Source organism: Marinobacter sp. THAF197a (genome assembly GCF_009363275.1).
In the GTDB taxonomy this organism is placed as follows: Bacteria; Pseudomonadota; Gammaproteobacteria; order Pseudomonadales; family Oleiphilaceae; genus Marinobacter.
Genome location: NZ_CP045324.1, coordinates 4,096,431 through 4,120,249, shown reverse-complemented (window position 1 = coordinate 4,120,249; position 23,819 = coordinate 4,096,431). Strand labels below are relative to the sequence as shown.

Below are 23,819 nucleotides of genomic sequence, written 5' to 3'. Positions count from 1 at the left end.
GGACACCTAGTGATTCAGTGATATCGGTGGGCCAAACTCGCAACGCATAGACGTGTGCTATTTCAGATTTCGGTACGATGGTCTCAAGAAACCGCCTATTGGAGATTTCTGAGTCGTCAGGCCTGAATAGACGAACCGACATACTTAAAGCTTACGAAAAGGAAATGATCTCTCAACATGGATATTGAAGCTAACGTTAAATCAATCGAAAAGCTTAAGGATTTCTATTTTGTAGTCCCTGATTATCAACGGGAGTACGTGTGGGAAGCGGACGATCAGGTCGAACAGTTTTTGTTTGATATCGATAGCGAGTATGACCCCGAGGTTAAAACTGCCCCCTCCTATTTCATTGGCTCCATCATAATCGTGGAGAGGGATGGTCAGTTCGACGTGATTGATGGTCAGCAGCGTTTGACGACCATTGTAATCAGCCTTTGTGCGCTAAGGGACTTGTTAAAGCAGCATAGACTTTCAGAAAAGCAGAGCCGCTATTTCGATATCTTAAAGCAATGGTTAATGGATTTTGATATTCGCAGCGATACCACAAGAGTACGACTTGAGTTGCAATATGATGAAAGTCGGGATTTTCTTGCTCAGTTGATACATGGCGAGCCATATGTTGGCGAGGACACTGCTTCGATCACACGGATGCGGGACGCCTATGAACTTATAAGCTCCCATTTCCGGAAAGTGCTTGACCAGAACTTAGACGCACTAATTAGTTATGCCGGCTATGTGCTGACGCGAATAGAACTGGTAGTTATTCAGTCAGAAAATCTGGGTAGCGCCTTAAAGATATTTGAGACTATTAATCAGCGCGGTGCTGGCTTGAATGCCATGGATCTGGTTAAAAACTTGTTGTTCAGCGAGGCCAGAGAAACTGAGTTCGGTCAGATAAAGGCCACTTGGCGCAAGCTAACTAAGAATCTGGAGTCATGCGGCGAGGGACAAAGCCCTCTAAGATTTCTAAAGTATTTTCTCGTTGCGCGGTATCACAAAGGCATTCTACGCGAGGACGAAATTTACAAATGGATAATCTCAAAGGAGGGGAAAGCAGCTCTCCAATACCAAGATCGTCCTTTGCAGCTGGCACGCGAGCTAGAACGTCTGGCGAACCGCTATTCTGAACTGGTTAAGGCCACTGAATATTTTGGTGATGGCGGCCAATTTCCTCATGTCAGCCACATTGGTTTTATTAACAAATATCGCTCGCGTCAGCACTTGGTTTTGTTGCTCGCATTACCTTCGGGTACCGACAACGATCTTCTGGACTACCTGGGCCGCCAGATCGAGTCCTTCCTTTTCTTCAGCAATAGCTTGGGTATCCAGGGGCGAACAAATGAGCAGCTCTTCGCTCGATGGGCTGTAAGTTTGAGAGAAGTAGATGACAGAGCGACTGTGGACGCAGCGTTGCGCGATTCTATGCTGCCGTATTTACGCGATAAGCTCCCGGAGTTCAAATCCGCGTTTCCGACTATTTATCATACAGCTTTTAATCCTGGTTATCGGCAACGATTTGTTTTGGGTCGACTTGAAAACTCACTACGGCAGATGGCGGGAATGGGAAGCCATGGACACCAGTTTATTCAATCGCTCCAAATTGAACACGTGTTGCCTCAAACGCCCAGTGCTGGATCGATTCCTGATGACTATGAGGACATGGAGAGCTACAAAACAGCGGTTGCTCGTCTTGGCAATGTGACGTTGCTGGAACCCATGATCAATCAAGCTGTAAACAACTTTAATGACCTAAATGGAGATTGGTTTTCTCGGAAACAAGGGGAGTACGTTAAGTCAGACCTGGTAATGACGAACTTAATGGATCCGGAGTACCAGATCGGGAAGAACACCGGGCTCAACCGCGCCCGAGAAAAGCTGGGTTACCTTTTCAATGATTGGAGCTCCGCCGAAATCGCCCATCGACAAAAAGTGATGATGGAATTGGCCTTTGAGACGTGGACAGTGTGTGGTGAACGAATTGACGAAAAACCTTCGAACTAATAATTTAAGGCCCTCCATTCTAGAGGGAAAGATGCACTCAAAAACTGCCGCTCAGACAATGACTGAAACTATCGAGTATTTTGGACTAGAGAACGTTCGCGCCCTAAGACTTAACGTGAGCGGAGTCGACTTGGTATCGACATCGAAGCATCCAAAATATGGGTAAGTCCAACCAGCCCCAATGCGTGTCCACTGCATTGGGGCTAGTTATATCTACTGATCGGGACAGGGAGAGAGTGTTTGGAAAAGTCTAAAATTGCAGTTTTCATCGACGTTGAAAATCTGACCCAGTGGGTGAAGGACGATGGTACTGAGCGGTTGATGGCAGATATCAGTGCTATTGGTCAGGTGATTGTCAGACGCGCGTATGGAGTTTGGAGTAAGCCAGGTATCTCCAATTTCCAAGCCCCTTTGAATCGACTAGGGTTCGAACTCATCCACAGTTTTCATCCTGTAAGTGGTAAGAACTCGGCTGATATACAGCTAACTGTTGATGTGATGGAACACGCATTGCGGCTAACTGATGTCGATTGGTTTGTGCTGGCAACGGGAGATTCTGACTTTTCGCCCTTATTTCGTCGCCTCAGAGAAATGGGAAAGGAAGTAATCGGGGTTGGCCCTCGTTCACCATTGAGTGAGAGTGTGAAATCGTCTTGCTCTCGCTATATCCACACAGATCCCGTCTCAACAAACACGAGAGAGCTTGAGTTCGATGATGCAGCTGAGATCGTAGAATCTATCTTGGCTGCAAGTACAGAACCCCTACCGCTAAATGTACTGAAACAAGGTGTCCTTAACGTCAATAGCGCATTCAGTGAGAAGGACATGGGCTTCGGCTCTTTTTCCACGTTTTTGAAGGCCATAGATACAGTGGCACTTAAAATGTCGCCTGGCAGCAATACTCTTTGGTTGGCAGAGCTGATCACAACAGATAGCCCCCGTCAGCCTAGTGCTGATTTGAAGCCTGGAAGCCGAGAGAGTTACCAAGCGCTGCTGCGTAAGAAAAAATGGGTCACGGTACCTAGAGAGTTACTTAGCCTTGTTGGTGATACGCTTAGAGATTTGCCTCCCCTCGAAAAGCAGGACTTGATCGAGGAACTAATCGTACGCATCGCATCGGTGCGAAAGGACGTCACAGCAGCAGATATTCGAAAGGCAATAGCCTTGCTGTACAAGGCTCAGATGTTTGAGCTGATTGACGACACTCAACACGACAGTCGTTTGCTGAAGCTAAAGTCTGAACATGACCACATGAAAGAAGTGGATATGGCATTTATCCGCAGGCTGAGGTCGGCGTGTACCGAGAACAACGTTGCGTTTGAGCCCTCAATTATCCGAGATCTACTTTTTACCCAACCAGCAATGCCGGATCTATCTACGATGCTAAGGGCTGTTGAATCAGAAGAGGCTGCTTGAACATCAGCGCCGCAATAACTATTCCATTACCTTGGTGGACCGAGGTAAGTCCAATCTGGACTTGCCCCGGTACGCATGACACACCCCAGTCGCAAACGGAGGACATCTCAAGGGCCTCTGGGCGGACGCAGCATAGGTGGATTGAGCGACGACTTATTCGTTGAGTTTCGAGTTCACTGCTTTTGGAGGTATGTATTTGTCAGAGGTTACATAATTTTTCACAAAATCATCGTATGCGTCATAATTTCCATCTTCAGGCCTCGAAGAAATAACGGTAAACCGAGAGTTAACTGATGACATTTTATATAGTTTTGACTCTTTCAGGATTTTTAAAAACTTCGATTTTTTGCTGTTATTCATATCTTCGAAAGAAATAAAAGTCTTTAAAATCATGCGGCCTGAAGAATCAATATTTTCTAGTCCTACAAAAAAACACCAAGCTCCGAAACCAAGCCTAAGTCTTTACACCCAAGTGATAAAAAATCCTCGGCCAAATTTTTAGTATCTAGTCGTACGATTCCTGCCATGACTTTCTGAACTAAGCTGCTAAAATCACTTTTCGTTTTAATCAAATTTCTTTCAAATAGTCTTTGAATAAAATGGAAAGACAAAGATAGTCCGTCGTATAAACCCATGTTATCGGTCTGATTTTCCGCCAACCTTGATTCTACGAACTCCATCCGCATAACAGCCCACGTCTGAGTTTTATCCCTCCACTCTAGTTCATATGGATTTTCCTTGGTGACGTCTAAGAACCATAGTGTTCTTCTTTTTGAGTTACCTTTCCCAATACCGACGATCATTGGCCCATACACATGCTTCATATTGTCGAATATGAGCGTTTTACTGTTTAGCTTAAGACGACTATGAAAATCCCCTTTTTTGGCAGCATTAGCTCTTTTATTAACTGAATCAATCCAAGTGTACCAATCATCAATAGTACATTTATCTTCGTTTGAGTAGCTCATGTCCTATCCTTAGCTAACAGCGATTGGATTGATATCTCATCATTTACGGAAATCGACCGCTTCATTATTGTGGTTTCTCAAACTATACTTACTAATTAAATGGCTTGCAGTGGATACGATTAGTGCTAAATCTCCTGGCTTGCCAATAGAGGCCCGCCTCAGTGAATCAGCGGCAGTACTGGCGGCTGCTGCTGATTCGAAAGTGGCTTTAATTGTTACTCTACAGCCAGAAATTCACTGAAAAAGGCAAAATTTACCGTTGTCTAATCATCGTCATCGTCTTCATTATCGTGATCTTGCTGACAAGACTCGCATAGCTCGCCAGTTACGCCCGAAGATCCATTCTCACCAGTAAAATACAAAGTGCAGAGACACTCAGCGCATTGAATCTGATTGCTCATAACTAACTCCTTTCTCTCGACATGGTTTCATAAAAATTTCAGAAAGAATAAGGCCTTCAACAGACTAGGGAGTCGGTTTCAAGGGTCCAACGTGGGAGAAAAGCTTCATGCCATTTCTTTCATTTTTGAGTCTATTTTAAAAATTAGAAGCGCATCTTTCTTAGGCAAAGTTGATGTTGGCATCAACGTTTTTGCATTCCGTAAAGTGCCTGGTGCATAGCCAATCAGTATTGCGTATTTTGAAGCATCATCACCCAAGGGCTCATAAAATCGTTCAAACAAATGCTCCTCATTATTATTTTTCAACTGTTTGTACTGGTGCTTGCAAAAGGCACAAATTTCAGTATAAAGAGCAATAAAAAGTGGCCCTGCCGAATACTTTGCTGATTTGAGTGAAATTTTATAATGATAGAGTGCGGATGCCACGTCGCGCGATAAAACTGCCATTTTTGCCTCATTCCACTCATAAACCCATAATGGAACTTCATCGCTGACGTCCAAGATATCCTTGATCGGATGGTCGATTGAATTTCTGTTATATAAAAACTCAAGTGTGCTTGGTGTCTTAAAACTGCCAATAAGCGAATAACTTAAAAGCCTCAAATTTTTCACGAACTCGTGATAGCTGTGTATTGAGGCTTGGATTTTTTCGCCATCAATAAACTCTCCGTGGTTAATTGACTGGTCGACTCGATCACTGACAGGAATGTGGCAGTTGTCAGTATCAAGCCTAGGGTAATGCCAGTTGGAAACGTCAGTTTCACTGAAAATGCCTTTCGAAGAAAGTTCACGAATATGGCGATTTATGTTATGAAGCACAAAAGAAGAATAGGCTTTCACCTCAAAAAATTCTTCACTAAACCCTTCAGGCAGCAGTTGAAGTAGAGGCTCTATTATTGGATAAAACCCATTCCACTTTATTTTATTATTTTTGTTGAGTCTGCCGACAATTTGTTTGGACCTTGTATTGATGGACTGCGATGTTAAATCTTCTCCCCATATTTCTTTATCAGAATAGGTTCTATGATTAAGTTTAAAGTCATGAAACTGATGGAGTCTGTGTAGAGACACGCCACAAAGCTCGGTCACAGAATCAACGAAGGTCCGAAGTGGCCAATCATTCGGCTTGGGATTAGCTCTATGAAAAAGATGGTTTTTGTCTATTGAAAATTCTTTGGCCAATGACCCTATCAGGTCAATCAAGGTGCTTTTAACGAAGAAAATGTACGAGTCCAGATGCTTTCCCGGCTTTGCAGCATGCTCCCTGATAAATTCCCTATAATACATGAGAGCTGACTCATAAATTTTATAGGCAAAACTGGAAAGCTCCGGTGATTTATAGACGTCCTCGATGACAATTTTGATATATCCTTTAAAGTCCATGAGCTCGTGATACGAAGCAAAATCTTCTTTAGAAAAATAATTGATATGGCTTTGGATAGTCTTGTTTTTACGAACTATCTCCTGGTGACCGGGAGCCGTTTCTGTTGTTACTGATATCAATTCACTAATCGTTCCATAGGATCCATTATCGTTTTTGATGGCACAAAAGGCATCTTGTAACGCTTTTTTCCTTTCTTCCTCATTCGCCGGAACATTAAAGGAAATATCTTTAGGATCACTAGACCATAAGCCCAAGCTATCGCAAATAATTTTGTTGAAATAGCCTAGCGTTGGCATTCTTTGAGTATCTAAGGACATAACTGCTTTGCTCTAGGTGAATTTGGTTTGTACATTAGAAGAAAATCTAGCCCCGCACTAAGTATCAAAACAGCGATTCTCTCGGGTTGATGTCTGATAGGTCAGCTCCCGTGCTCCTTTACCGCCCGCTATCTCACCTGCGCTGAGAGCAAGACATGCTCACAAAAGGATCGGCCTCGGACCCTCGGTTGTCCCTTCTGGCTTTTCGCCCATTTCAGTACGTCGGCTTTAACAAGATCACGAACGCACTGAGTCGTGCAATCGAGGGCCTCGGTGACCTGTTCGACTTTCAGCTCTCTTTTGGCGTTTCGAAAAAGCTGAGCGCTTAGCCACTTTTCGAATTCGTGCCGTTGGATAAATAAGCTTTTGATCCCGTTGGCTTTCGAGAATCCTCCGGAGACTTGACGGAGTATGACGTCATTGGCGAGCTGCCCAAAGGTGGTCAAATGTTTCTTGAACGCTGGGTTTTCCGAGAGAACTTCAATCGAATTCTCGGGCTTTGGAAGCGCACGGATAACCCCGCGAAACTGCCTGAGATCGAATCTTCGGCTACGAGAGAAGCGCACATTCTTGTGAGCATTTAAGGCGTCTCCTCTAAAAAATTCCTGCGCAGACTCCATGGTCATGCCGGTAATTTCTGCGAACGACTGAACAGTGACGTGGTACCGATAGCCAGAGCCTCCTTTCGACACTATTTCCCGGTCTCGCCTCGATTGAGAGATGTACTCAGTGACTTCCGGAAAATCAAGCTTTAGTGCAGGAGTCTCAGTGCCACGCGGATCTTTCTCATGAGTGCCTCGCCACTTCTGCTCCAGGTGCACTCTGAACAGATTGCAGGGTGCTTCCACAAAGTCCTTGCCCAGAAAGCTGACACCTTTTCTTTTTTGATGGCACTGTTCGCGCCAAGAGGCAGTCACCTCTGGGCTCTCCAAGAGCTGGTACGCCAGACTTACAAATTCAGAATGCTCGGTAAGACTGGGGCAATGTTTAACGGGCTCGTGAATCAGGTCGAATGGTCGCATTGCGACACTGATCGCCAGGCAAATGTCTCCCAAACGTGATGAGTCTATCTCACTGAATTCATCCGTCATTTCTTCCCAGATCTGACGTTCTGTCCCGGTGATCTTCGATGCACGGCTGAGCTGAATATCACTCCAGTTTTTGTCGCAGTGAGGACAACCAATCAGCAAACTACCGCTCCAATTGAGCTTCTTGTGGCAGCTAGGGCATTCTGAAACCAACAAACACTCGTGCTTCGGACAATGGGCTGTTACCGCCAGCCCCCACCGCCAATCAATATAACCTTGCTCCGAAACACAGCTAGGACAAATGCGGGGAAATCCCAGCCGTAGATCGGAAATCATCCGATGCTCTGATCGTAACCATGGAAGCTGGTCTCGTGCTTTGAATCGGACTCGCTGACTCTCCATGGGCCTCTCAAGCCTGCGTTCAAGCGACGAGAAAGTTGTCCTGGATGGAGCTTCGAGCCACCCAGAAACTCCGGACGCGGCCGTAGGCTGTGTGCCCAGGCAGTCTAGGATTTCTCTCGGCGTGAAGATGCAGTTGAGCTTGCCAATGCGTAGCAGGAAGCCATTGAACGATTCGTCAGGATAAGGTTCTGGCCGCACAGCGAGTCGTTTCATCAGTGGATATCCCAACTCTTCCGGTCTTCACTCGCCGCCTTTTTCTGCGCTTCTCGAGCACGCTCCAAGACTTTTTCGTAGGGCGCGCGAAACGGGTTAAAGGTTTTGAGATCTGGGTTCATTGACGTTTTGCTGAACCCCTCAGCCAGATGTTTCTGAGTGATCATTCTTCCTTCATCTGCGCTCTCAAGCGCGACTTTTATGAGCCCAGCGATTAATCGCGGGATCCCTTTTGTCGCCACGAAAACGCGCACCATCATTTCTTTGTTGGCCAAAGGAATGAACTCAACGCCCTGGCGCTCAAGAAAACCCGTGCACGCTCTCAGATAGGAACCGAACGCTTTGAGAGTCTCTTCTGAGTCGATTTGAAACGGTGTGAGACGTGTCTGTCGTTGGGCGAATCGCTGGTACAGTTCGTCATAGTGCGCTATGGATCTGTAGCCTGCGGGTGTGCCGGCCATAACCACGGCTAGCTTGTGCTTATCCATCATCAATTTGATGTGATTAACCACACCTCTGGTGTTGGACTTGGCTTGCTCGCGCAGAAAGTGCTGAAACTCATCGAAAATGAGCAGCTCAACTCCTCGCTCGCGGATAAATTCATTGAGCTTCTGTTTGAGTTCACCAACAGTTCCCTTGATCGATCCCTCGTAGCTCGACGCCAAAAGAATTTCTTGGATCAGCGTCTTGAGAGTTGGCTCTGCGGGCACTGAGACAAGAATGATTGGCTCTTTCGAGCGAGTAGGACTCTCCAAATCATCTCTTCCGGAGAGATGATGCCTAATGTAGGAGGCCAGGATCGAGGATTTCCCCAGTCCCGGAATACCCATCAACAACATGCCAACACCCTCCACGCCAGACATTGCATGAGTTCGCTGAATGTCATCAATGGCCTGTTTGAAGCGATCGTGTCGTGTCCGCCAATCCGCAAAAGCGACCGTCGCAGACTTCGGTCTTTGCCCGTTCCTGTCATCAGCATTAATCATCTTCGTACTCTCCATCTGTACCGTATTCTTCAGCTCTGGGTTCAAGTGGTTCGGTCGACATCAAATGCTTCGTGTTACCCGGGATGTGGGTGTCATGATCTTCTTCCATGATTCTCATGAGTTCCGCATGGATGGCATTGGTGGGGGCACGTTGGGTGCGTCGGGAGCTACTAGCTACACGCACTTTCTCGTCGTGCGCTTCATTGGCATTAGTGAAAGTTTGACTTGACCTAGCCTTACGCTTGCCTGTGAAGCCTTTATTGGCGTAGGTGCTTCCCTGCTGCACTTTCAACTCGGCGAGCGTAGTGCCTGGCTTGATGTTTGGGTCCGAGACAAAAGCCTGAAATATCTCGTCGGTAATGGGATCCACGACGTTGACCGAATGAACGTCGTTGTGCGTGTACTCCACTTGGACCTCGGCTGGCCGACCCATTCTTCGAAGTGTCATGCCGAGGTGCTTAAGCCTGTCTTCATCGTCGTTATAGCGAAGCTTATGGAGCTGAATTCCCTGGTGAGCGTGCTCGCCAGAGATCTTACAGATTCTAGTTTCACCCATGGTGAATTTGATTCGCTCGAAGTTGGCAGGCAATTGGGGTGGAAGCTCAAGTGCCCGCTTCTCCCAGACTTCGTGAGGCGTTTTACCGTTCAGACCTTGATGGGGAGTTTGGTGATATTCATCAATGACCCATTCGTAGAGCGCAGTGCGAAACTCCTGCAACGTCATTGATGCTTTCTCCTGGATCGTTGCATCCAGGTTGGGACGATCCGTATGTTTCCCGCAGTAGCCTCGCAGTGTCTGCGCAAAGCGGGTGCGAAGCGTCAGAAAGAATCGTTCGATGAACGGCTTGTGCCATCCTGCATAGGTCTGCACGATCTGAGATTGGGACCCCGCGTCGAGCAGGAAAGATTGGGTCTGGACGCTGACATAACCAGGACCCCCGTCGCTCACGAACGTCTCTGGCGTGCCATACATCACCCAGTCGTTTTGAACGCTATCGGGAAGGATGTCAGGCGACTTCGGGCAAATTGCGTGTTTGTAGCTGTCAATCACTGAGCCGGAGGATTCGCCCCTGCCGACTTGGGCAATCAGACCTAGGATCGACCGAGAGTAAACGTCGATGACAGCAAACAGCGTCACAGGACCAAGGTATCGACCTTCTTCATCAGTAACGCCGATCGCCAGATTCATCGCATCGGCTTCTACGCGCTCCAGAATCCGTTCGGTCTGGAATTTCTTCTTGGCATTGCGCCTAGCTGCCTTTGCGGCGCGCCGACCTTCTCGTCTTTCGATGAATTCGATCGGGTCGCACGCTTGCGTGGCCCACTTGCGGAAAACCTCTCGACAGGGTCGATTAACCTTATTTCCAAACTTGGCCTCAAACACTTCGGTAAAGCAGTCATAGGCATACTGAAGCGTCGGGTTTCCGAGCTGGAGGTAATAGTCGTCAATGACTTCCAGCGCCAAATCCTGGATATCTTGAGAGAAGGAGGATTTGCGACAACGCTTCTTCGTCCCTAGCGTAGAGGCGATGCCGTGAGAGTGGTCGTGCGATTGTTTTGCCCACCGCCCAAGAGTTGCGGGAGAGATCGGATTCGGGTCGTTGATCTCACGAGCCACCCTTGCCACGACCTGTCGTCGAATTTTAACCCCGCCAACACCATTTTTTTCCGTATGCCGCTGCAATTCCTTGAGATAGGCAGAACGTCGCTTAAGTTCATCAAGGTCTGCAATCGATAGGTCGAGAGCCTTGGGCGCAGCGGCCTGCCTCTTCGGAATAAGGTGAAGGCTCTTCCCGAACTCAGATTCAATCTCTCTGCGAGATTTGATGATGGTTGGCTGTCTTTCGTCGTCGAAGGTAAGAGCGACAGTTGAGTTTGGCAGTGTTGTCAGAGTCGCGTGTAAGTTGCAAAAAGACACACGGTTTCCGGTCACGGCGATGGTATTAAACATAGTTAGATCCTTTCAAAATGTTTGGAGGTGAGGGGGTGACCAGGTGAAGTCCAGTTGGGACCAGGGCTTCGTCAGATCGCACTGCAAGAGTTGGTGTGCGACGGCGCGACGAATGAACGAATGATCGATGGTGAGATCGTCAAGCAGTCGGCGAAACTCTGTCATCGAGCCGGAACGCTTGTCGGTTTCGTTGAGGAGCGTTTCGAATTCATCAATCGGCGAGGGCAAATCCAGTACCGGGCTCAAAAACCGGAGATTCTGAGCGCGGTGCCCTGGGCGAATGTCATCTTCTGTCAACACACGAAAAATTTGGCCTCGATTCCAAAAAAAGCGGGTAAGCTTCTCGGCTTTGAGGCGAAATTCTGGTTTGTTCGCTGCGTTTCGGGTTTTCACCTCATCGACGTATTCGATCCCATGGTCAACGACGAGGAAATCTGGGGTGTAGCGCCTTGGTCGACCCGCGAGTTCAAACTGGATCGAAAAGGGCTGGCTTTCGACAGACTCGGCGGTTTTCTCGAACCGGATCAGATTCAGGTAGTCGAGCTCGAGAGTGCTTTCGACCGCAAACACTCGACCGTAGTGGACTGAGTAGGAGAGGTAAGAAGACCGAATCGGTGATTGTTTGACGAGTTCACGTTGCTGCATTGGTTACTCCAGTTTTGTTTGTTCGGATATCAATCCATAGTTAAAAACAGAGCTATCGCAAGATCATAAGCTGCTGTTTTTATTGGTATTTAATTTAGGTTATGGAATGTTGATACCCACCTGTTCAAAGGTAAGTAACTAAACAGCGGAGCAAAACCGGACAAAAAAATTGAAAAAATCCAAAAAGTTTTGCTGAAAAGCTAAAAATTAAAGTTTGTTAATAATTTGAAAATGCATACAAATAGGAAGGGTGCATGGACTACTCCACGAGCAATGTGACAACTGAAGAGATAGGACGTATTGCGACGCACGAAGATGTGAAGAGCAGAGCGCTCTCAGTCGTTAAGAAAAAGCTGGGTCGTTTTCTTGGGAAAGCCGAAGGCTCTGAAGTGCACCAGGTTGCAGAAGATGCCTTGAACGAAGTCACCTTGCGGCTACTTAATGCGATCGATGGGGGAACGACCTCTTTGAGAATTGAAGAAAAAGCGGCTGAGGAAATTGGTGATCGGACAGGTGTTATGGGTCACCCGGTTGCTCGTTACCTTATGATAGGAGTAGTGAATTACTGCAATACGCGGCTCAAAAGGTGGTCACTGAAAAATGAAAAAGGCGGCACCGGTGCTAGGGCGAGGTACGTCATTGATTCGGAACTAGCGGACGACTCCGATTATTGGGATCAACACCTGAGTCACAGTGAAAGCTTGACCTCTCTGGACGAAGAGCGTGTCGATTCATTGCTTTCAGCCAAGGGTCTGTCGGGAGAGGACATCATCTTGATCAAGCGAAAGCTCGCGGGTTGGACTTTCGTAGACCTGGCGGCGCAACACGGTGGCACTGCGGACAAGTATCGCCGGCGGATTGAGCGGGCGTTGGATAAAGCTGGTATCGATGCCGACTTGCTTCAATAGAGAGGGCTGAGCCGCTGCGAGCGGTTCTGAAGTAAGCTATCTCGGCAAATGACGCGAAACCAAGAGCATTTGGCCAAGCAAGGGGACTTCGCATAGGCACTATTGGCCCTGTGCGTCGAGATGCTGATGAACATCCTCTATTCGACCGACGAGCATGACGTCTAGAGGAGTTTTGTCTCCGAAATGAGTATTGGGGCTATGCACCCACGCAACTGCTTGCTCATTGTCTGGAAAAAGGGTGTGAAGCGCGCTATGGATACGGAGCAAGAACGAGACAGTCCTCATTTCGTCAACCGTCATTCGTGGGCCTTCCTCTCCCCTCTGCCATGCATCAAAAACACTGCGTTCCGGAGATCCAATGAGGGTGTGGGCATCAGCGATACTTAACTGAAGCTCTCTAACGATATCGAAGTAAGCTTGGGCAGCGACTGCGTGAAAACGCTCATCGGTGTAACCCGCGATCTCACTCAAAGACTTGTGGAATTCATCCATGTTGTGCCAAGAGGACCAAAGGAGTTTATGGGCAATATAGAACGGATTCTTCACTCTGTCTTCGTGGGCACGGGAGCTAAAGGTAACTGTTAATTTTGTAAAAAGTGGCAGGTGTTTGGCACGCATACTGGGGTAAGTTCGGGCTGACAGCGTGTACGAAGCGCACTATCCTAGCTCTCATTTACTCATTTAATGCAGGGAGCTCTACGTGAGTCAGCCAGCCGAAACCTTTGGACTTGAACAGATCGTTCTTCACCACTCATACATAAAAATGGCTGGCAAAACGGTCAGAATACCTTGTCGCGAACGAACGCATTTGTCCGGTGACAACGGCGCCGGCAAAACCACTATCCTGTCGCTGATCCCGGTGTTTTATGGGGAGGAGCCGGAGCGTCTTGTATCTAAGGCGGGTAACAAGGTTTCCTTCCTCGAGTTTTACCTTCCTTCACCGCAATCGATGATCGTATTCGAGTATACCCAGCAGGAAGGCTTCTGCTGTGCAGTGCTCTACCGGCACCGTTCCAACAAGCTTTGTTATAGGTTTCTGCGAGGTTCCGTTGATGACACCGTATTCTCCGAGAGCATATCGGACAGGCTCCGGGAGGGGGCGTCAGCGCAAGAGGTCATCGACCTGCTCAAAGACCGAAATGTTCGAGTTTCTCGACAAATCCTGACTATCCAGGATTATCGGGCCATCATTCAGCGAGATCCTGATCTGATCCGTCGAAAGGGTGCAGACAGTCGATCCCTGAAGGCTGAGGCTGGAGAGTTCGGTCTGGGCGGCCCGGAAACCCAGATGAGGTTCATCCACAAGTTGGCTCACGTTGTCCTCAACAAGAACAACCTGATGGGCAACTTCAAAACCATGATCTGCGAGACGATGTTTCAGGACATCCACCTCAATTCTGCCCCCATGCCGCTGGACGCGGAAAGCCTTGTCTCTGAAATTCGAAGCCTTAAAGCCTTCGCCCGGGAGACTGACCGGATCCGTCAGTGCCTCATTCAAAACAATGAACGCTTGGCGTTGATGGATGAGGTGCTTCAGGTGAAGTTGGATATGCAGGCAACGCTGATCCGGGATCGAGACCGTCTGGAGCTGAAGGACGCGGAGTTGCGCTCGCTCAACGAGAGGATCGAAGAGCGGGAGACCGAATTCCGGGACCAGCAGAATGAGCGCATTCGAAAAATCGGCGAAGCCCAGAGCAACATGGAGCAGCTGGAAAAAAGGCTCAACCAGCTTCAAGAGAAGTACAACGAGTACCAGAACGCCGAACTCCCTCAACAGGTAGAGGCTCTGAAGACGCTGCCGGACGTCGAGAAAAGCCTTGCCGAAACGAAACGCTATTACGACATGATCACCAGCCAGATCGAGGAGTACGAGCGCAAGTATCAGGGGGATGTTGCCAAGCTGAAAAGCGATCATGCCGAGTGGTTGGCAAAGCTGAACGGCGAAATCTCGAAGAAAAACTCCGAGCATGGGAAAACAGAAACCAAAAAAGCCGAGGCGTTCGGTCAGATTGAGCGCGACAAGAACGAAGAGGTTCTGGAAACCACTCAAACCCGGCAAGCGGGTCGCGAGAAACTGCTCGGCGACAAGTCCAAGCTTGAAGGCCGTATAGAAAACATCGGGTACCTAGAGACTGAACAGAAGTTGATTGACGACGCCTCAGCTGAAATCGAACAATCGGATGCAGAACATCAGTCCGCAGTTGATCGCCAGACTGAGACCGATGAAGCCGAGCGAAAAGCACGGATTGACCACGACGCTGCGCTGACCAAGCACTCTCAGGCAAAGACCCGTCTCGAAGAGAGGACCCGGGCTCGCGATAAGCTGGTTGAATCCCTGAATCCAGAGCCGGGCACCTGGTTGGCAGAGCTTCGCAGTCAGGATCCGGACTGGGGTAGCCGGCTAGGCCGCATCATCGACCCTGATTTGTTGCAGCGCAAAGACCTAAACCCGAAATTGGCCGAGGACCTAGCCAGCTCGGATCTGGTCATGGGGTGGAGTCTGGAACTAGATGCCATCGATATTCCGGCCTTCGCGGACAGCGAAAGCCGGATCCGTGAGCGAATCGATAGAGCAAACCAAGCCATTACGGTTGCATTCGACCAGCTGGGTGAGGCAGAGCAGGCTCTGAAAAAAGCGGATCACCTTCATACCCAATGTCGGAATCACAACGATGACGCCAAAGTTCAGGTTCGTCAGAAAGATCAGTTACTCTCAACAAAACGTCGCCAGCTTAAAGAATTGAAGCACGACATTAAGAATTCACTTGAGAAGCGGAAAAAACGTATCGAGAACGATCTGGCAGAAATCGAGGGTCAGATTGAACGCTATAACGAAGAGACGGAGAACCTGCTTCGGGGTATTGAGGAAAGATTCAGCGAAGCTTACCTTGAGTCCAAAAACCTCTGGGATGAACAGCTCCACAGTATCGAAGAACAAATAAAGGGACTTCGGGAGCGAGCCAGAGGGGGCGAAGAGAAGCACAAGGACGATCTAAAGAAACGGCACAAAACCTTTCTGGAGGTTGTCTCGGAGGAGGGGCTGGATGCTGAGGAGGTCAGCCGCACCAAGAAGGCCGTTGATCAGTATGAAACGCGCATCAAGGAACTTAACGACTCTAAGTCCACCGTTGAAGAGTATGAGCGCTGGGTGGCCCAGGAGTGGAGCCAGCTGGAATCGCTAAACACTCGGTTTACAGAGGCCAAGGGCCTGTATGATCGCCGTGTCGTAGAAGACAAGGACAAAGACGCGGCGTTCAAAGCGACCATGAAGGAGTGGCGCGACAAGCACAAATCGCTCGATCAGGAAATTGACGCAATCAATACGGCCCTGAAGAACGCCGTCACTATCATGGACAAGATCCCGGAGACGGGCCGAGGCATTGAAGGTCGGGAGGGCGACCTTAAAGCCCTGACTTCAACCCTGCAAGAGCATTTCAGCAAGCTGGTTGATCTCAAGCGATCGGTCATGGCGTCTTATCGCAGCGCCCAGCGGGTGCTCCAGAATTACCACGGGACCCAGATTCACAAAACTTGGGACGAGATCATGCAGCACCGTCAGGCCATGATGCCCAGTGATGAGGATTTCGATCCGGAAGCCCAAGCTTTGCGTCACGTTGAAGGTTTGAGGATTCTGCTGGACAGTAACCTTCCACAGCTCGAATCAGCGGCCCGCGAGCACTTTGCCAACGAAGCCGGGAAGCTCGTTGCCTACTTCGAAGGCTTGCAGAACCTGCACCGCAAGGTGAAGCAGGTAGGCGCTGTGCTGGATCGGCACATCAACACCAATCAGAAGATCGAATCCCTGGAAAACATCCGGATTGTTTTGACGCCAAAGATCCAGGACGAGATCAGCTGGGCGCCACTGAAGAACTTTTCCGAATCCTGGAAGGATTGGGCCCCGGTGAATCAGCGGGAACTGCCGAACGACGAAATTCTTGGGGGCTTCCAGTTGGTTCAGAACGACCTGCGTGAAGCGAAGATTGATACTGACATCCGCTCCATGGTGGATCTATACATTGCCCTGACCGAGGACGGCCGTGAGGGTTATATTCGTTCCGAGGTGGATTTCGAAGAAAGCAGCTCCCGGGGCCTAAGTTACCTGGCCATCATGGTCATCTTTATGGGGGTTACCCGGTTCCTCTGTCCGGACGAACGGGTTCGCATAATTTGGCCGGTGGATGAACTGGCAACCCTGAGCAACAACAACGTGCCCAAACTCGCTGCCATGTTGGAGGAGGCTAACCTCACGATGATGTCAGCCTGTCCCGACATGAACCGGGCCCTCAGCCGGTTCTTCGACAACAAACTCTATCTTCAGAAGGGCAAGATCATCGAGTTCACTGATGATGAGACCATGGCCATGAACGCCCAAAAGCGCAGCGAACTGAAGCAGAAATTGGCGATGCCGGAGGAGATCCACAGTGTCCAGTAACCCAACCTTTGAGTCGGCCTATGCTCTACTGATGAGCGGTGAAATTATCTGTGAGCACCGCTTCCCTCAGGAGTTCAACCTGCTACGTATGGAAGACCAGGTGCAGCGCATGGACTTCATGTTGGCGCCATTGAATCGGCGCATCCGAACCACTCAGGATAACGCCTCTTACATGATGGCTTACATCGATCCCAGCGCCGGTAGTGCCAGATCGAACATCCGGTCTCAGTTCTCGAAGGTCATTAATCAGCTCGAGCCACTGGTAAAGTGGCTGCGTCTGGTAATGGATGTCTCTGGCTCTGAACGCCCGATTGTCCCCGGAGAGGTCATCTCTGAGTCCAAGATGCAGACCCACATTGAGCAGGTGCCGGCACTGGAAGCCAAACTCGAATCTCTGGTGAAGAGCGGGCTTTTCAGCTCCCGGCAGTCGGACAGCAAGGGTCGCCTATCCTACGTCATGGGGAAGCTGGTCGACGAAGGCTTTCTGACCCGCCTCGGGTCAGCTGGCAGCCAGTATCGGGCAACGGGAAAGTGGAGCTGGCTCTACGACACTATGAGCTTTATAAGCGTCCATGAGGACCTGCCTGAGCCAGAGCAGCGGGACGGTCAGATGGAGTTTCTAGAGTGAGCAAGGGCAAGACGGGCAGTGCCAAATCGGCTCTGAAAGCCCTCGGCAGCTATAGCGAAGAAATTCTTAAGGCCTTTCTTCAGGGTAGTGGCCGGATTGAGGATGTTCCAGAAAACGATGCCCTGATACAGGTGTTGCGAAAACACCGAATGATTTGGCGCTTAGATGATGCCGACAGTTACCAGATCCGAAATGTCGTTACGAGGCTGTTGGATCACATCACGGAAAGTCACCGGCGACACTCCGCCCATGAGCACATCGCCGGTCAATGGGTGTATCTCCAGGACAGGTTCGAGGCGTACCGGATTGCCATCAGTAACGGTCTCGTCGAGGATCGGCGAAACTTGGAAGACGAAATCCCCGAGCGGATTTTGGAACTCATTGAAGACATTCGTCAGGCGGCCACTGGCTTTAACCAATATGTCACTAGCGAATTCGCCTATATCAACAACCTGGACTTACGAATACGAGAAAACGATCGGGTCCTTCGTCGAGCCCATGCGTTAAACGTGCTCTTTGATAGCTTCTCTATTACTGAGATGGCGGAACTCAGTATCGGAGAGCCCTTTCTTGAAAAGCTGCTTCAGAAGCATCTGCCTGGTGCCTTGGAGAAAAGTCGAAAGGATTTGGGGCACGCACTATTCCAGCTACGGAAATTGTTGAGCCGTTTGCAGGAAGAGCAAAAAATGGTGAGGCTTCTCAGCACATTTGAAGCTGTATATGCCAATAATCCGGGATTTATGCCAACCATTGAGGACGTCGATTTTTCACGGTGTCCGGATAGCATCAACGCAGCCTCCCCTTTTGTGATTGGTGGTTATGCCGACCTTCTTGACCCAGATGGTGAGAACGTTCTGTCAGAGCTGGCCAATGGGCTGCGCAAGGATAAGAGCGAAGACCGGGCGCCGGATTCACCCCGGGTACCCATTGAAATGAGTCAGGAGCCGGATCGGGAGGTTATGCAACCTGATCCGATACAGGAGGCCATCGGTCAGTTGATCATCATGGTGACTGAAGAGGGCATGTCGGTGGGTGCTAAACACGCCCGTAAGGTCATGGATCTGGATATCGACCTGCCGTCCTGGTTACAAATGATAAGCACCGATGTCAGTGCGCTGCCAGAAGAGCTTAGGCGGGCCATCATAATGGAGTACCGAGGTGTGCATGATGAGCGGTATCCGGACAACATGTACGTCAACGATGTCATCTTGAGGCCTGTACATGCGTCGTGAACTGGAGGCAATCCATAAGTTCTTGAGCTCGCGCCGGCAGGATGTGGCTGATAACTCCCTGTGGCGTCGGGTAACAGAGCTGACAGAAACAGGGAAAACCGTCGGCAAGCGGATTGAGTTTACGGCCCGAGATCTGGAACGGCTTAGGCAGTTTGTGATCCGGGAAGCCGGTGTAGATCCTACTTTGGATGGGCTGCCCCGGGACCGGGCAACACAGGCCGATCGCACCAGCGATGAAAAATTGGCCCTCGGTGGCGTCTTTGAAACAATGGTCACGTTCACCCGCCCCGCCGGCGGGTTTATCCCGGTGAGTGGAAACCCGTTTGTGCCCTGCGGTGCCTTTCTCAGTATACCGGCCCAAAATTTGTTGGATCGACTCGACGTCGCAGAAACCGTGGTCGTCGTTGAAAATGGGCAGACGCTAATCGATGCCGGTCGAATCCGATGGCCTGAGGACATGAGCAACCCCGTTGTTATCTACAAGGGCCATGGATCTTCACAGAAGGCCCTTGTTAGCTGGCTTAGGACGCTGCCCCGAGAGCAGGTCGTCGCCTATTTTGATTTCGACCCCGCTGGTATGATGATGGCTAGTCGTTATCCGGCCGGCGCATGTTTGATACCGAAAAGCTGGCAAGCACTCCGTGAAAGCGAGTCCGGCAATAAGTTGAGGGAATTTCATCTACAATCTGCATCGGCGAAACAACTAGAATTCGCCGATAACTTGCCTGCCTGCATTCGAAATCACATCCTTCAAAACAGACTCTCTCTCACCCAAGAGTACCTGACCGCGAAAGGCTTCGAACTGACTCTTTGCCCGATCACGCAGGGTTGAGTTTGCTGCGTCGGGAGTTGATCAACAATGCCGTATGGTAACTGTGGTTTGTGCTGTTGAGGGTTCAATTTCGCGCGGCCCAGGTCACGTAGCCGGGTGTTGGAGTTGATGTTCCCTTACGGTCACTCAAACCGTTGCTCCCGTTTCTCATCCTCCCGCTGTTCACGTTCTCTTTCGGACTCGATCAACTTAGCCAGTTTCGCGGAAACTGATATAGCAGCCTGAGAGATTTCGGGGCGCTCGTGTTGGACCAACCCACCAATGGCATCCGCTCGAGGTTGCATCACGTTGGCTCGGCTACCAGACCAAGATGATGGAGTAACACGCTCGGCGAATGCCTCCAGAACTGCGTCTGGCCTAGGAGAGGCCTCCAGGAACCTGATCGCTGATTCCGAAATGGTAACCACGCCCTCCTCACCGTCATTCGTTGACCAAAGATTGATACCCGCCCCTATAGATGCCCAGACGCTGTTATCGTTTTTAGTACGGCACCATTCAATCAAAACATCCACATCGGTTTGGGTAAGAGGTGACTGGCGCAAGCCTCCATCTTGAAGAAAGAATAGTCGTCGATGTTGTTGTGTTTCGGTGCCCTCGAAGAGGCGATTGAGAAGCGCCTCTGGCATCAATGCGATAGTCGTCGCGATAGCACTTTCGAATGCATGAATGCAGCCATAGTGCTCATCAATGACCGCAACGATAGTGTCCAACCATTCCAGTTTTTCGGCCTCAATCCCGTCAAAGCGCAACGCAGAGCTGACGACGCGCTCCATGTTGTAGTCCATGGATCCGCCAGCGTCACGGTGATCTCCTTGGAGTCTCTGAATCGCTGCTTTCAAACCGACCCGTCTAAGGGCCGATCCGAGCGTATCAGCCGCTCCCTTGCTGTCTGGTAGCTTCATGCTCAAGGCCTCCAAGACCACGTCATCACCGTTCGGTTGACATAGTAGTCGCTGAGCAAGATCAAGAACACGGCTTTCGGGCAAGTGAGCATACTCGTCCCGCCAGATGATTGGGCCATACATTCGCGGGTAAACAACAGGATCATCGAGAAGCGCCACACAGCGATCCAAGTCTGTTTCTGTGAACTTCCACCGGGGATGCAATCCGACCAATACGTTTCTAAGCTGAGAATGCTGCGCGCACTGGTCAAGCAGCTCCTGTGCTAGTGCTGGTTCATCAGAGTGAACTTGTTCGATGAAGCCGGCAAAGACCGCAAAGTCCTTGCCGCTTTCGGTCTGCTGCTCCAGTTGATTGAGGAGTTGCTGCCAACCAGCTCGCAGGTCATGGCATCCCTTCGCTAACCCCATCCCGAATGTGGTGCGATAGGGCATCCCATCGCTGGAGAACAGATTGGGACCTAACTCGTCGAGCTCATAGTCTGATGCTGCGAAGTCTTCCCCTAATTGGAGTGCCTTGGCGTCAAGTCGCTTCCTAGATTCGCGATACTTTTTGGTGTCCTGATGATCAAAGTCGGCGTCTAGCGCCCAGTACTCGTGCCCCTTGCCGAGCACATATGTCATTATTGTCGGAACCAAGTCAACGGGTTCCAGCTCTCTCTCCAATGCAGCGAGGTTATCTGGCAGCGGCTCGAAATCACCCTTGCCTTTGCGCTTGGTGTGGTCAAAGTAGATCGTCGATCGGACGGCTTTCCAGCCCTCGACCCAAGGGTAATGGGAATTTAGCTTTCTAGCAGAATCGACGAGTTTGCCCCTGATCGCTTTGTGGTGCCATATCCCTCGAAACACGTTTGCGAGGGTCTGCCGTGCGGGTCCTTCAAGATCGGGATCGCCAGAGGTTCCTAGTTGTGCCGCAATGTCGATAAAGGCACTGAGCCACTCCACAAGTTCATCGTGGTTGGGGTGGAAACCAAAGTCTCTCGGGCGTGCACCAAACTCGTTCACCCCATATCCTGTCCAAGGCGGCCCACTCAAGGCAGTCGAAAGCATTTGGAAGCCCAGCGACCTGCGTCCAGCCAAGTCTGACGAGAGGCATTCGTTCATGACCGCTATACGCTGATCCAGAGAGGCATGTGTGCGAGACAGGTACGCTTGGAAAAGCTGCGTGATCTTGTCCCGAACCGCGTCATAATTGTTGTTCTCATCTTCATAGTCTGCCACTCGTATAAGCAGCCGTACGCAACGATCGAATGCGCTAGCTTCGTATGCCAGCAGCTGCAAAAGCCTGAGAATGGTTGTCCGCTGTAGATCGCCCGGTTTCATACCCTCGAAGTCAGGCGCTCTAAGTTCTGTTTCAATCCTATTGAGCAGTACTTCAGGCGAAACTGGGCTGATATAGTCCAGCATTCGTCCTGCCATACCGTCTAGCTCTAATATCCCCCCCAGCAGCCCATTTGGCTGGAGCCAAGCCTCGACGATTTCTTTCGCAACGGGGTGATCGTGCAATAGCCCCAGCCTGTGTGCGAACGACATTAATAAGCGTTCACGGCCGGTGGCTTCAAAGGTCGCCCTGAGTTGATCAACAGGGATGCTTTCCAGTGCCGATGCTGCCAGCTTGTTTGCAATGGCATGGGGCAGGATGGCTCGCCAGTGCCCCCTCTTCTGCACAACATGGCGGTCCAACAGAATTTTGACGGATCGAAACAATTGAAGCTGGGAATACCCCGAGATCGAACCCAGTACTTCCAATTCGTTGTAACCATCCTTAAGGGTTGAGACCGAGAACGAATATACCAGAGACAGTATTTCAGCCTGTTCCCGAAGATTTGCGTCCGGATGATTACGCTGCTCAAACAAACGGTTAAACAACTGCGTGTCTGAAAGCTGAGCTAATCCCTCACCTTGCTCAACTCTCTCTGCAATTGCCAGAGATACCCTGGCATTCCCGTCAGCAAACTCTGCTATCCGGCGGGCGTTGATCTGACCGATATCGGGAAAGCGCCGGATCAGAAGTTGCTCAGCCACATCCGGTCCGACTGCCTCAATGTGGATTACCTCGGTTGTCTGAGGCTTGTCGTCCCTGATGTCGTACTCAACGGTAATGAGGCTCACATCGCTGGTTGCGGCTGATACTTTGCTGGCCAGTGAAGAGTGCAATTCTGATGGGCAATTATCGAGAATGATGATGGCACTTCGGCCCTCATTAACTAGCCTGTCCAGAACAGCTGCCGCAGAAGGATCCGGATCAGCACCCGTATCGACGTAGACGGCAATAGTCCTATCGAGAGCGTCTGAACCAATACTCTCATCGAAGAGTGCCTGCACGATCCTCGTCTTCCCGACCCCGGATAAGCCTGTGATACGAACGGCCTTCTTGGTAGATCGAATCAGGTCCCGCATCGGATCGATTGCGTCTTCAATACTTAACTTCTGACCCTGTTCTGATGGTAATGTGACCGTCACGCCAGGAGCACAAATCAGGTTGTCAACGACATCATGTGGTGGATTGCTCCAAGCGCCATAGGGCTGCCAACCGGAGTATCCCTGGCCGAGCTTTCCTTTTGCCCATAGCATGATAGAAGGATGCTGTCGCAACCACTGAAGCAGCTTTGATCGGTCGTAAAAGTTCAGGTGAATATTGCCACTGTCGGGATCATCCTTAACGGCATCCCGCATAGCTTTTAGGCGATCTTTCAGCATGGGAGGGGAACAATCATCACCCAAACTGACGATAATGTAGCTTCCGCCCTTTGCCGCTTGGCTTGAGATTGTCGGTGACAGTTCGCCGTCGGCTGCCATCTCATTAGTGATCGAGGCCTTGGACATCGAATGCTTCTTGGCTTGTAGGATCGTGTCGGCCTTTTCAAGAAAACCGGTGTTCAGCGAACCGACGGGGATCTGAACATGAATATCAATTCCTTCGTCAGGCGCATTTATGGAACCTGACCAACTTACCCATGCGGGGCTATGGCCATGTGCCGCGACTTCCGCCTCGGCTAGGCGAGCAACTAACTCTTCGAGCTGAGTTTCGGTCAGTCGGAGTAGATCATCTTTCTCTATGTCGAAAATTGCCACGCACTCACCTCAGCATACTCCCCAGCGGTTTCGCCCGGAGATAACCATCTAACTCATACAATCTGATGAAGTGTGCCTGTTGGAGTGCTTATTGTGAAAGG

15 protein-coding genes are annotated in these 23,819 nt (G+C 50.0%); 7 read left to right on the top strand and 8 right to left on the bottom strand.

All coding sequences use genetic code 11. The features are described 5' to 3' along the window. The first annotated feature begins 177 nt into the window (after nt 1-177). Entirely contained in the window at nt 178-2,001 is a 1,824-nt protein-coding gene (locus FIV08_RS18945; protein WP_152439450.1) for a DUF262 domain-containing protein, read from the top strand. A gap of 240 nt (nt 2,002-2,241) precedes the next feature. Then, complete coding sequence (locus tag FIV08_RS18940; RefSeq protein WP_172972305.1) at nt 2,242-3,417, top strand: NYN domain-containing protein; 1,176 nt, start codon at nt 2,242-2,244, stop codon at nt 3,415-3,417. 422 nt (nt 3,418-3,839) lie between these two features. On the opposite strand, the gene FIV08_RS18935 is transcribed toward FIV08_RS18940, so the two are convergent. From FIV08_RS18935 to FIV08_RS18910, 6 genes are all read right to left on the bottom strand, one after another. Next, the gene (locus FIV08_RS18935) at nt 3,840-4,385 is read right to left on the bottom strand and encodes a hypothetical protein (RefSeq protein WP_152439448.1); all 546 of its coding nucleotides are present in this window, start codon (nt 4,383-4,385) and stop codon (nt 3,840-3,842) included. A gap of 506 nt (nt 4,386-4,891) precedes the next feature. Further along, nucleotides 4,892-6,487: a hypothetical protein gene (locus FIV08_RS19775; RefSeq protein ID WP_216646158.1), complete on the bottom strand. Its 1,596-nt coding sequence runs from the start codon at nt 6,485-6,487 to the stop codon at nt 4,892-4,894. Between the two features lie 128 nt (nt 6,488-6,615). Continuing rightward, nucleotides 6,616-8,130: a TniQ family protein gene (locus FIV08_RS18925; protein ID WP_152439447.1), complete on the bottom strand. Its 1,515-nt coding sequence runs from the start codon at nt 8,128-8,130 to the stop codon at nt 6,616-6,618. Continuing rightward, entirely contained in the window at nt 8,130-9,116 is a 987-nt protein-coding gene (locus tag FIV08_RS18920; RefSeq protein WP_172972304.1) for a TniB family NTP-binding protein, read from the bottom strand. The genes FIV08_RS18925 and FIV08_RS18920 overlap by 1 nt, the downstream gene beginning before the upstream one ends. Beyond that, complete coding sequence (locus FIV08_RS18915; protein ID WP_152439445.1) at nt 9,109-11,067, bottom strand: DDE-type integrase/transposase/recombinase; 1,959 nt, start codon at nt 11,065-11,067, stop codon at nt 9,109-9,111. The genes FIV08_RS18920 and FIV08_RS18915 overlap by 8 nt, the downstream gene beginning before the upstream one ends. Before the next feature lie 12 nt (nt 11,068-11,079). Then, entirely contained in the window at nt 11,080-11,712 is a 633-nt protein-coding gene (locus tag FIV08_RS18910) for a TnsA endonuclease N-terminal domain-containing protein (RefSeq protein WP_152439444.1), read from the bottom strand. A 254-nt stretch (nt 11,713-11,966) separates the two neighbouring features. Here FIV08_RS18910 and FIV08_RS18905 point away from each other — a divergent pair, with 254 nt between their 5' ends. Then, on the top strand, nt 11,967-12,620 hold the full coding sequence (locus FIV08_RS18905; RefSeq protein ID WP_152439443.1) for a hypothetical protein: 654 nt from the start codon (nt 11,967-11,969) through the stop codon (nt 12,618-12,620). A 99-nt stretch (nt 12,621-12,719) separates the two neighbouring features. Here FIV08_RS18905 and FIV08_RS18900 read toward each other — a convergent pair whose 3' ends face one another. Continuing rightward, a complete protein-coding gene (locus FIV08_RS18900) occupies nt 12,720-13,238 on the bottom strand; it encodes an MbcA/ParS/Xre antitoxin family protein (protein ID WP_152439442.1) in 519 nt (172 codons plus the stop codon). 82 nt (nt 13,239-13,320) lie between these two features. Here FIV08_RS18900 and FIV08_RS18895 point away from each other — a divergent pair, with 82 nt between their 5' ends. The 4 genes from FIV08_RS18895 to FIV08_RS18880 are packed head-to-tail and all read left to right on the top strand — an operon-like array spanning nt 13,321 to nt 19,744. After that, nucleotides 13,321-17,052 (top strand): ATP-binding protein, encoded by a 3,732-nt coding sequence (locus FIV08_RS18895; protein WP_152439441.1) that lies wholly within the window; start codon nt 13,321-13,323, stop codon nt 17,050-17,052. Continuing rightward, entirely contained in the window at nt 17,042-17,680 is a 639-nt protein-coding gene (locus FIV08_RS18890; protein WP_152439440.1) for a hypothetical protein, read from the top strand. The genes FIV08_RS18895 and FIV08_RS18890 overlap by 11 nt, the downstream gene beginning before the upstream one ends. Beyond that, nucleotides 17,677-18,912 (top strand): hypothetical protein, encoded by a 1,236-nt coding sequence (locus FIV08_RS18885; protein ID WP_152439439.1) that lies wholly within the window; start codon nt 17,677-17,679, stop codon nt 18,910-18,912. The genes FIV08_RS18890 and FIV08_RS18885 overlap by 4 nt, the downstream gene beginning before the upstream one ends. Further along, nucleotides 18,902-19,744, top strand: a complete 843-nt coding sequence (locus tag FIV08_RS18880; protein WP_152439438.1) for a DUF7281 domain-containing protein — start codon at nt 18,902-18,904, stop codon at nt 19,742-19,744. The genes FIV08_RS18885 and FIV08_RS18880 overlap by 11 nt, the downstream gene beginning before the upstream one ends. A gap of 122 nt (nt 19,745-19,866) precedes the next feature. Here FIV08_RS18880 and FIV08_RS18875 read toward each other — a convergent pair whose 3' ends face one another. Continuing rightward, nucleotides 19,867-23,718: a hypothetical protein gene (locus FIV08_RS18875; RefSeq protein ID WP_152439437.1), complete on the bottom strand. Its 3,852-nt coding sequence runs from the start codon at nt 23,716-23,718 to the stop codon at nt 19,867-19,869. Nucleotides 23,719-23,819 lie beyond the last annotated feature (101 nt).

What these genes read in the sequence shown, in the direction of transcription:
- FIV08_RS18925 (WP_152439447.1), bottom strand. Translation starts at nt 8,130, where the DNA reads ATGAAACGACTCGCTGTGCGGCCAGAACCTTATCCTGACGAATCGTTC.
- FIV08_RS18920 (WP_172972304.1), bottom strand. Translation starts at nt 9,116, where the DNA reads ATGATTAATGCTGATGACAGGAACGGGCAAAGACCGAAGTCTGCGACG.
- FIV08_RS19775 (WP_216646158.1), bottom strand. Translation starts at nt 6,487, where the DNA reads ATGTCCTTAGATACTCAAAGAATGCCAACGCTAGGCTATTTCAACAAA.
- FIV08_RS18910 (WP_152439444.1), bottom strand. Translation starts at nt 11,712, where the DNA reads ATGCAGCAACGTGAACTCGTCAAACAATCACCGATTCGGTCTTCTTAC.
- FIV08_RS18905 (WP_152439443.1), top strand. Translation starts at nt 11,967, where the DNA reads ATGGACTACTCCACGAGCAATGTGACAACTGAAGAGATAGGACGTATT.
- FIV08_RS18880 (WP_152439438.1), top strand. Translation starts at nt 18,902, where the DNA reads ATGCGTCGTGAACTGGAGGCAATCCATAAGTTCTTGAGCTCGCGCCGG.
- FIV08_RS18900 (WP_152439442.1), bottom strand. Translation starts at nt 13,238, where the DNA reads ATGCGTGCCAAACACCTGCCACTTTTTACAAAATTAACAGTTACCTTT.
- FIV08_RS18935 (WP_152439448.1), bottom strand. Translation starts at nt 4,385, where the DNA reads ATGAGCTACTCAAACGAAGATAAATGTACTATTGATGATTGGTACACT.
- FIV08_RS18915 (WP_152439445.1), bottom strand. Translation starts at nt 11,067, where the DNA reads ATGTTTAATACCATCGCCGTGACCGGAAACCGTGTGTCTTTTTGCAAC.
- FIV08_RS18945 (WP_152439450.1), top strand. Translation starts at nt 178, where the DNA reads ATGGATATTGAAGCTAACGTTAAATCAATCGAAAAGCTTAAGGATTTC.